Below are 2,765 nucleotides of genomic sequence, written 5' to 3'. Positions count from 1 at the left end.
TCGAAACTTTGTTCAGTTTTCAAAGGTCTACCAATTGCCTCTTTAAGATTTTATCAATCTCTCATGCGACAACTTTTTAAGTATATCATCTGGATAACAACCTGTCAAGCAAAACTTTTAATTCTTTTTTGCTAAATCTCGCTGTTGTCCGTCAGGCAACGTATATAAATATACCAAGTGGTAAACATTTCGTCAAGCCTTTTTTGAAATTAATTTTGATTTGTTTCATATTTTGCAGAAAATCACTGTGATTTTCACCTATACCAATTCTATATCGACTGCTTTTGGCTCCCCACAGACAGCCCTTCTCCCAGTCGTTTAATCCCCGAATCAATTTGTGAAAGTGAGACAGTGCTAAAACTAACACGTGCCCCGTTTTTATGACCATCCCCTGGGAATAAATGTGTTGCGGGAATCACCATCACATGAAAATTCGGCAATAACAACCTTGTTTGTGCTTTTTCAAAGTCAAACCCATCTGGCATCGTAACCCAAGTAAAGAAACCACCCTTAGGAAAACTATAACTAGCTTGTGCAGGTAAATACTTTTGCATAGCTTGCATCATGGCATCCCTTTTTACACGATAACTTTGCTGCAACTTTCTTAGATGTGCGTCCAAACTGTAATCTGTCAAATAAGCATTTACCGTTTGAATCATTATATTTGACGTTTCCAGGTCACTAGCTGCTTTCAGTTCCTGAAGTCGAGAATAGAGATCATTACCAGCAGTGAGCCAGCCCAAGCGTAATCCTGGCGCTAAAATTTTAGAAAAGCTGCCCAATTGAATGACACGACTTTGTGTGTCTAAAGCTTTCAAACTTGGCAAAGATCTCCCTTCATATCGCAACCATCTATAGGGAGCATCCTCCAATATAATGACATCATACTTGTTAGCCAACGCAATTAATTGCCGCCGCTTTTCCATTGACATCACGATACCCGTGGGATTTTGAAAATCAGGAATCGTGTAAATCATTTTGACTGACTTTTGGATCAAGATTTTTTTCAGATCACTCAAATTCATACCATCATCCTGCATACCAACGGAATAATAGGTTGGCTCATAAGCATCAAACGCCGCTAAAGCTCCAATATAAGTGGGACCCTCCACGACGAGTCCATCCCCTTTATTGATTAAGAGCTTTGCAACTAAATCAAGCCCTTGTTGCGCCCCTTGTGTCATCATAACGAACGCACTATCAGTGGGTGTGCCATCGTTGGTTAATAACGTTGCGATCTTTTTACGTAGTGCAAGAGATTCGTCACCCACTTGATATTGTAACGGCGCTGGTTTACTCGTAATGGCTGATTGAAAGCTCTGAGCTAGTTCTTCTTTAGGAAACAGGCTAGCATCTGGAAAGCCACCCGTAAAAGAGATCATTTCCGGATCTTGACTTGGATAAATAGCATTTAAGCCACTTTTTGAAGTTAACGACACACGACTAGCAAATTCTTCTTCCATTCTGAATCCCTCCATAAAAATTCGTTTTATCTGTTGACTCCATGATACTAATTATCTAATATGAAGTAAAACTCAACGTTCTCAATAAAAAGTGAATGCATTTCACCATAAAATAATAATGCTTAATATCAGGAGGTTCTCATGGCAAACTTTGCATATGAAATTTTTTCACAAGTCGTAACTACCAAAAACTTTGGTCAAGCCGCTAAATATTTAAACGTGACCCCTAGTGCTGTTAGTCATGCCATCAGCCAATTAGAACGCGAGCTTGGTTTTCCTTTGTTTATACGTAATCGAACGGGCGTCGAACTTACCCCCGATGGCCAGCAAGTCTTACCCGTAATTCAACACATTTTAAATAGCGAGGCGCAACTACAACAAGTTGCCGATCAAATTCGTGGCTTAAATTCAGGAACCATTCGCCTAGGCGCTTTTAGCAGCGTTTGTATCAACTGGTTACCAACAATTATTCAACACTTCAAGAAAAAATATCCAGGCGTCGAAGTTACCATTACACAAGGTGACTTTTCAGAAATTGCAGAAATGACACGCATCGGTTCCGTCGATATTGGATTTGCAACGCTTCCTGTAGATCCCCAACTGCAAACGGAAGCTTTAATCGACGATCCAATTTATTGTGTCACACCTGCAGATTTCATTCCGAAAAACAAAACCTATGTGACAACCGAGGACATTGGGGATTATCATTTTATTCTCCAACAAGTTGACTATGATCGAGATACCAAGAAAACACTTGACCAATATAATGTAAAACCCAACGCCATTACATACTCCATTGACGATCAATCTATTCTTTCAATGGTAGAAAGTGGGTTGGGATTTGGAATTTTACCACAACTTGCTCTGCAAAAATTAACCGGTAATGTGAATATTTATCCTTTTTCACACCAATACTACCGGACGATCTGTCTCAGTATCAATAAAACACAGGCACAAGCGCCGTCCACTAAACTCATGCTTAAAGAGATTCATCATTATTTAGCAAATAGATATGAGGAAAACTATCTTGGTACGAAACCAAAATAAGATCAGTGTGACGTTTAAAAGACATTCTAACTTTAAATTTACTGTTTTTCTTCTATATAATGGCTACTTAATTTGAAATACGGAATTCCTGACATTATCACTGCAACCTTACGTTAGCAATTGCACCACAGTCAGCACTTATCAGACTAACCTAGCCCGTCACATGAGTCTCCTATGAAACTGACTCACTACGCAAATAGGCAAAGAAGTATCTAAACAAGATTTTTAACGAGATCATTATCCCACCATTTCCTT

2 protein-coding genes are annotated in these 2,765 nt (G+C 39.1%); one reads left to right on the top strand and one right to left on the bottom strand.

Going from position 1 to position 2,765, the window contains the following annotated elements; translation table 11 throughout:
* Positions 1-269: 269 nt before the first annotated feature.
* Positions 270-1,463, bottom strand: coding sequence for an aminotransferase-like domain-containing protein (locus IV80_RS09890; protein WP_057752923.1), 1,194 nt, complete (start codon positions 1,461-1,463; stop codon positions 270-272).
* 141 nt (positions 1,464-1,604) lie between these two features.
* Between IV80_RS09890 and IV80_RS09885 the strand changes: the two genes are divergently transcribed.
* Entirely contained in the window at positions 1,605-2,510 is a 906-nt protein-coding gene (locus tag IV80_RS09885; RefSeq protein WP_057752921.1) for a LysR family transcriptional regulator, read from the top strand.
* Positions 2,511-2,765: the final 255 nt, after the last annotated feature.

This window comes from Pediococcus cellicola (assembly GCF_001438655.1).
GTDB classification, from domain to species: domain Bacteria; phylum Bacillota; class Bacilli; order Lactobacillales; family Lactobacillaceae; genus Pediococcus; species Pediococcus cellicola.
Note: the sequence above shows the minus strand (reverse complement) of the source record. Positions and strands in the feature narration are given on the sequence as shown.

What these genes read in the sequence shown, in the direction of transcription:
- IV80_RS09890 (WP_057752923.1), bottom strand. Translation starts at nt 1,463, where the DNA reads ATGGAAGAAGAATTTGCTAGTCGTGTGTCGTTAACTTCAAAAAGTGGC.
- IV80_RS09885 (WP_057752921.1), top strand. Translation starts at nt 1,605, where the DNA reads ATGGCAAACTTTGCATATGAAATTTTTTCACAAGTCGTAACTACCAAA.